This window comes from Prevotella sp. AM34-19LB (genome assembly GCF_003468525.1).
GTDB lineage: Bacteria > Bacteroidota > Bacteroidia > Bacteroidales > Bacteroidaceae > Prevotella.
The window spans coordinates 131604-139342 of sequence record NZ_QSIG01000003.1; the positions used below are offsets into that span (position 1 = coordinate 131604).

The 7739-nt window shown below is 40.4% G+C and carries 4 protein-coding genes; all 4 read right to left on the minus strand.

The window, feature by feature from the left end:
• Nucleotides 1-149: 149 nt before the first annotated feature.
• Complete coding sequence (locus DW830_RS01910) at nt 150-1781, minus strand: C10 family peptidase (protein WP_119248660.1); 1632 nt, start codon at nt 1779-1781, stop codon at nt 150-152.
• Between the two features lie 94 nt (nt 1782-1875).
• Nucleotides 1876-2718: a hypothetical protein gene (locus tag DW830_RS01915; protein WP_147487177.1), complete on the minus strand. Its 843-nt coding sequence runs from the start codon at nt 2716-2718 to the stop codon at nt 1876-1878.
• 25 nt (nt 2719-2743) lie between these two features.
• On the minus strand, nt 2744-4327 hold the full coding sequence (locus DW830_RS01920) for a RagB/SusD family nutrient uptake outer membrane protein (RefSeq protein WP_119248662.1): 1584 nt from the start codon (nt 4325-4327) through the stop codon (nt 2744-2746).
• A gap of 34 nt (nt 4328-4361) precedes the next feature.
• On the minus strand, nt 4362-7586 hold the full coding sequence (locus tag DW830_RS01925; protein ID WP_233544336.1) for a SusC/RagA family TonB-linked outer membrane protein: 3225 nt from the start codon (nt 7584-7586) through the stop codon (nt 4362-4364).
• Nucleotides 7587-7739 lie beyond the last annotated feature (153 nt).

The window sequence follows — 7739 nt, forward strand, 5'->3', positions numbered from 1 at the left end:
CAAAGATACGCTTTTCTTCTGAAAGAAGCAAGGAATTATTGAAAAATGTTTGAGAGTGAGGGAGATAAAAAGAAAAAGGTGTATCCTCACTTGCCCGATGTATGGGCAAGCGAAGATACACATTATAGAGGGATCATGCTAGAGAATAGTTATTGCTTAACTATCTTCTGATATTTATCTCCTTGTTTTATTACAAATAAACCCTTAGCAGGAATATTCGAAGGAGAAAAATCAGAGGTCGTAGCCTGATACACCAATCTTCCATTCATATCATAAACATAAGTAATAGGCGAAACGCTATCACCAACTATAGGAAGAGAGATTCCCGTTGACCATGCTTTGCGGTCTGCAACCAATTTTATACTACCATTAGCCTTTGTCAAGATATAGCTGTTTTTCCCACCATAAGAAGAGCGGAACACTTGCCAATCGGAATCATCCTTAGATTTAGCAGCAGCATAAATTCGATATTCTCCATCTTCCAAGTCTTCAACAGAACATTTATTATCCTCAAACAGGGAAGAATAATTAACTCCAAACACAAGTTTTTTAGAAACACTCTTCAGTATATACTTCTTGCCATTTGCTTCGGCAATAATGGCTAACTCACCATTAAAATCTTGCGGAAGGAGATTAGTTACCGATGAAATGATTACCGTGAAATGATTATCATCAGCAACCTTCATTGTTATCCCCTTCATACCTATGTTTGAAAAAACCTCTATTGAATTCTTTTGGCAAATAACCATATCTTGCATTGAACTAAAGCTCATAGAGTCACCAACCACAGGATTCAACAAGGCTATATCATAATATCCGTCTCCTTGTCCATCCCATCCCCAATTTACATGAACCAGTCCATCTTCTCTATAGCCATCAATTACAAAACAATGTCCACTAGCCACACCTTCAACCTTAGAAACACCTGTATAAACTACAGGATTTTTCTGGCTCAACTGTTGGTACAAGATATTCATCCAATCGGAAGCTGTATAATATGAGCGATCATAATAGGTAGCATACATATTGAAATGTTCATTGATAGCGTTACATGCCTCAAAATTATACGAACCGCTACCATTGTCATCGTAATTCATACCTATAGATAATCCACAATCATAAAGTAACGTTGCCACATCTTCACTTCCTACGCCAGAGGGTGTATCGTATTTAGGAAGCATCTTATCCCAAGCATATTCTATTCCAGAAAGATTCTGTGCATAAGTTTTTCCTCCATAGGTACAACTACCTTTACCAATTGCTTTTACGGGATATTTATGATAATAAAAAACCTGTGCCATCGCTGTTGCTACACATCCAGCAGGACATCTGCCACTTGCACCCATCGGACACAAATTATTAAAAGGAGCAGATTGTCCCCACTCAGACTTCATTAACTGAGGAATAGCCTCCTTGCTATCAGCAAGATTGGTTTCAGAAGCACTTGTCTGATTTGAGGTCATCACCTCACTAATCGTATTTAGCCACCATTTTAACCCAGGATTATTTTCCTGAAAAGCTTTGGCTGAATAACCAATAACAGCATTAAAACGATTATCATTAGCAATGACAACATAACCACATTGGGAATAACCGATAACAGAAAGAGCCTGATTTTCCTGCAAAATCTGCAACTTCGAGAAACTTGCCCGTGTCGCAGAAGAAGGTAAATCTTGAAGAACCATTTTGGCAATCGCCAATTTCTCCGAATAACTTCTTGAAGAAGCGAAAATGCTAAGAGTTATCCATAACAAAGCGAAAGAGAAAACTATTTCTTTCACATCTAAGCTATTTATAAACAAGAAGTGGAATGATATTCTCTAAAAAAAGCATATCATTCCACTATATCATATTATCATTTCAAATTATCCATCATTACTTTGCAGCATATGGATAACCTTTGTTCCAATCAAATGTCCATGTAAATGGACCTTGCAAATTTTCTCCGATTGCTACTAATGTACTCAATGTAATTACGCCATTGTTGTTATCAAAGAAGCACGCATCAGGATATTGTTTACAATCATAATAGAGTAAAGCATTACCTTCTGCTATCAAAGATGTACCACTCTCTACTTCATAGGTACCCTGATCCATGGTGATATTACCTTCTTCATCCATGGTGAAAATCAAATCAACACCACCTGGAAGTGTGGTCTCACCATTCTGCTTATAAAGAGTACGCATAGGAGCAACAAACTTATATAAATTTGTACCTTCCTTTGCTTTCTTTACATCTACCGTTGCAGCTGCTCCCGTAAAAATACCATCAGTAAAGTCTGCCGTACCAATTTTCTCCCAAGTGTAGTCACGAGAAACAGTTACTGAAATAGTATCATTACCATAAGCACTAGCCTCCTTTGACGGAATAATAAACTTGGCAGTTTCTGTATCACCCAAACCAATGTTGAAAGTAACAGGAACAGCAACCACAGATTCACCTGCCTTGAAATTAACAGTTGAAGGAACTGTGAACTTCTCGTTATCACACTTCAGTTCAAAACTCTGCTCACCAGTAGTATTTGTACGACCCACATTGATAGTGAAGGTCTGGTTTTCATCTGGCAAATATGTCTTGGAGACAATATCAGTATAGAGGTATGCACCATCTGAAGCCTCACCAACAGTGTAGTTGTCATCATCGTCAGAGCAAGATGCCAATGACAAGCCTGCGATGGCAACGACAACCATCATTAAATATTTGAATATCTTATTCATAATTGTCTTATTAATCTATGAAACATTAAATATCAGCCACAGCTGTTGGCTTTGTACCTACAGGATTGTTCTGCTCCTCTGAAATCTGCTTGTTATACTGCTGCTCATTATAAGGAATACGCCAAATCAAGCAATTGTCACCAGCCTTGATATTATAAACCTCTGTTGCATCATAACCTGCACCACGGCGATCAAAGTCCTTATCCAAACGAATGAAGTCGAACCATGTAATACCCTCACCATAGAACTCTACACGACGCTGTTCAAGAATTGCATTTACAACACCTTCCTTGGTAGAAGCATTCAATGTATATTGTGGGTCACGATACTGGCGAACAAACGCCTGCAAAGTTGCTGCACCTGTAGCAGGAGCAGTCTGAGCCTCACACTCTGCCTTAATCATATACATCTCCTCGATACGAATCAAAGGAATGTCAGAAGCATTGGTAGATGTACCAACCTTACCCTGATAAGGAGCAAACTTTACCTGAGTATAAGCAGGTGCACCCTGAGCTGCAAGATAAGCCTTCTCTGTTGAATTCAAATTAGCTGAGTTTCCATCACCATCGAGGAACCAGCCCTTACGAGCATCTGTTTCATTGATTTCATTGAAGAGTTTCTTATTAACTTTCTTCCATGCACCAACAGTTGCATAACCATAGCACAATGAACCCATATGAGATGGGAAGTTACAGATACCTGTTGTTACAACACGGTCTGTTTCGTTAATCTTAATACCCCACAACCAGTTGTTGGCAGTGATATCATTGAAACCAGGACGACTAGCTTCTGCAATAGACAATGGCTTAGCACCACTATTGTTAATAACAAAGTTTGCATCCTCAAGCGCAGCACTATAGTTTTTCATCACGAGATAGATACGTGAACGAATGGCACGTGCTGTGTAAACATCAACATAGCGCTTATCAGTACGCTTATAACCACTCTTCTCCAAAAGATCGATGGCCTTGTTCAAGTCACCAAGAATCTGCTCATAAGTTGCAGCTACAGTTGCACGTGGACAACCATTGGTTGCAGCATCATCCTGGTTAGCCTCAGTAATCAATGGCACACCAAGAGCGGTATTAGGATCAACATCACCATAAGTCTTCTGGTAACACTGTACCAATGTGAAGTAATCGAATGCACGGATGGCCAAAGCCTGTGCCAAATAACCTTGAAGCTGTGGATTCTCTGTATCCGCAGCAACTGACTTGGCTACATTATTGGCAGAATAAATCTGGTTGTACATACCCTGCCAAATCATACGATTATCACCATAAGTATAATCTATGTCATCGTAAGTCAAGGCAAAGCTAAACCAGTTGTAACCTATATTCTGACCTACCATATCAATACCTCTTGAGTCCAAGAGGAGCATGATACCAGGGTAACCAATATCGCTATGCACATTTGAACCACGAACAGCACCAAATGTACTGAAGTTAGTCGTGATAGCAGTAACACTAGCTTCCAAACGGTCTGGATTCTGCTCTACAGTCTCAGCCTTCTCGTCAGAAGTTACGTAATTTCCTAATGGCTCTGTGTCAAGGCAAGATGCAAAGAGCAGAGGCGCAGAGGCCATCATGATATATTTTGCTAATTTCATAAATGTTTAATTTTAATTTTATTCTTGTTTGACTTTAGAATGTAATCTTCACACCACCAGAGATTGTTCTACGAGCTGTGTACCAACTGCTAGATACGGAAGTAAGACTCATACGTGGGTCCATACCCTGACGAGCAGTAAACAAAGCTACGTTCTCAATTGAGCCATAGAAACGCAGGCCAGAGATACCGATGCGAGAAGTCCAAGCCTTAGGAAGTGTATAACCCAATGTGATGTTATCGATAGAGAAGTAATCAGAGCTTGTCATGAAACGGTCTGACTCGTTTGTTGCATACTGATCCACAACATCCAAACGTGGAATATCGGAATTTACATTATCCTCGCTCCAAGCCTTCAACACGTCCTTGTGGAAGTTATGACCAGCAGTGAAACCTGTACCACCTGTTGTCATCAAGTTAGCATAACCTTGATCATATACCTTACCACCAAGCTGGAAGCTAGTCTGGATTGCGAAATCTATGCCCTTCCAAGCGAAGTTCGTACCGAAGCCACCATAAACATTAGGCAAGATATTGCCAGTCTCCTTACGATTGTAGTTGTAAGCATTCTGATAGTCTGTAGTTGCCTCCTCTATGTAGTTGCCATTCTCATCCTTAACAGGAGTCTCATTATCTTCAGCATCTTTAACTGTCTTCACACCAAGATAGAGAGCCTCACCCTTCTCATTCACACCAAGATAGTGTGGGAGATACAGGTTGTAGATAGAAGAACCCTCTCTAAAGATACGGCTACCATTGATATACTGACCATTCTCGTAATCAGATGAGAGCTTGTGGATGCGGTTCTTTGTCCATGTACCATTGAGAGATACACCCCACTGCATATCCTGATTCTTGATGATATCATAGTTTACCTCGAATTCAACACCATAGTTCTGTACGGTACCCATATTGACAGGAATCTTTGAGTAACCATTAGAGATTGCTACCTGCTTAAAATCAAGAAGGTTGCTTGTGGCACGGAAGTAGAAATCCAAGGAACCATAAAGACGGCTCTTAAAGAATGAGTAATCTACACCAAAGTCGAATGCATTGGTCTTCTCCCACTTCAAGTTAGGATTACCCTTATACTTCAAGGTACCATCAGAGAATACGCCATCAGTACCTGTCATCTGGAAAATATCCTGATAAGCATACCAGCCATAATAATATGAACTGTAATTATGGTTATCGTTACCAGTCTGTCCAAATGAAGCTCTGAGCTTCAACTGATCAAGAGCAGTGAAATCTTCCAACCAAGCCTCTCTATTCATATTCCAACCCAAACCGCAGTTGTAGAAGTCACCCCAACGATTGTTCTTTGCAAATGCTGAGGTACCATCACGACGATAACCCACATTCACGAAATACTTCTCATCATAGTTGTAGTTAGCTGTGAAGAAGAAACCTGCAGTATTATACTTATGCTGCTGACCACTAGCACTATACTGAGATGTACCATTACCAAGGGTAAAGTCGCCCATCTTATACAACTGATTAGCATTGCCATAGAAATATACATACTTCAGGCGATATCCCTCGAAACCAGCCATAGCACTTACATTATGCTTGCCAAAAGCATTCTGATAGTTCAAGAGATACTGATGGGTCAAAGCAGTTGTACGAGCCTGGGTATTTGATACCTCACCACCATAACTGCTACTCTGACCATAGAGAGGGTTGCTATAGCTAAAGTTGATTGTATTATCAACATTCAAGCCCAAACGAGCTGTAGCGGTGAAGCCATGGGTCAAGTCAACCTTGGCAAACCAGTTACCCTCGAAGATATCCATATTGTACTCTTCCTTGTCGTAAATAAGGGTACCGATAGGGTTAGACATAGACATCCAGTTACGAGTTGCAGAAGTACTTGCACCATCACCAAAGTCATACATCTTCTTACCAGAAGCCTTATCATATGTGATATTGCCTTGAGCATCGCGAACGTACATTGGATAGATAGGAGCTATCTCGTTAGCAAGATAGAATGCGTTACCTGATGATGCAGTACTGTTAGCATCCTGGTCTCCAGGATTTCTGCTATTTGTATGGGTATAACCCATATTAGAACCAAGAGTCAACCACTTATAAGCCTTGTATTCTACATTAGTACGACCTGTAAGACGATCGAAGCCAGATCCCTTAATGGTACCATCATCCTGCAAATAACCAAATGATGTATAGAAAGAGAAGTTATCTGAGCCACCAGAAACGCCTATATTATATTCCTGACGCATGGTTGTCTTGAAAGTCTCATCTTCCCAATCATCTGGAGTAAAGTAGTTAACACCATCAGTATAACCCAATGTAGCCTCTGGGTTGAGTTTACCATTCTTACCAATCAGGTACTGACCAGCAGGAACTGTATAAATTTGATAGCCTGTCTTGCTCAAATCTGCATTGGCAAGTTGGAAAGACTTATTTGCAGAGAATCCACTGTTGTAACGATAGCCATTATAGAAGCCCTTGTACAACAACTCATAATACTGACCAGGATCAGTTACTACGTCATAATTCTTATTCTCACGTGAAACGGCACCCCACTTAGCATCAGCAGTAATCTGAGTACGACCTTGCTGACCCTTTTTGGTAGTAATCATAACGACACCGTTAGAACCACGAGAACCATAAAGAGATGTAGATACAGCATCCTTCAATACGGTCATAGACGCAATATCCTGAGAGTTGATTGATGAGAGATCACCATCGAATGGAACACCATCAACAACATACAATGGAGAGTTGGTACCATTAATAGAGCTGATACCACGAATACGGATTGATGTATCAGAACCTGGCTGACCACTAGTTTGGAAAGTCTGAACACCAGACATTGTACCTACCAAAGCTGCTGACACGTTAGAAATCTGACGAGCCTCAATCTTGGCAGACTTAATCTCTGAAGCAGCACCAGTATAAGCTGACTTCTTAGCTGTGCCATAAGCCACAACAACAACATCATCCAGCAAAGTATCATCTGGATCCAACATAATTTTAACGTTCTTGCCAGCCTTTACAGTCTTAGACTGCATACCGATGTATGTAATCTCCAACTTGGCTCCGGCAGGAGCGTTCAATGAGAAGTTACCGTCAATATCGGTAACTGTACCTGTGTTAGTGCCCGCAACCTTGATAGAAGCACCGATAACAGGGCTGCCATCCTCAGAAGAGGTTACGTGACCAGAGATTTGACTTTGTGCAAAAGCCATGCTCGTACTGAGAGCAAGACCTGCAACTACCGTCATGAGTCTTTTTTCCATAAATCTCTCTCGTTTTTAATAAATGAATATATAATGTTTATAATCCTAAAATCCGCAACTATCATCCAATACACGATTAAGGGTAGATTTATGAGTCGTTAGTAGCAGCTTTCAGTAAAAAGCAACAGCACAACATCAATATGTAGCCACCAT

Excerpts from the sequence above, each read along its gene's own strand:
- DW830_RS01915 (WP_147487177.1), bottom strand. The coding sequence starts at position 2,718 with ATGAATAAGATATTCAAATATTTAATGATGGTTGTCGTTGCCATCGCA.
- DW830_RS01920 (WP_119248662.1), bottom strand. The coding sequence starts at position 4,327 with ATGAAATTAGCAAAATATATCATGATGGCCTCTGCGCCTCTGCTCTTT.
- DW830_RS01925 (WP_233544336.1), bottom strand. The coding sequence starts at position 7,586 with ATGGAAAAAAGACTCATGACGGTAGTTGCAGGTCTTGCTCTCAGTACG.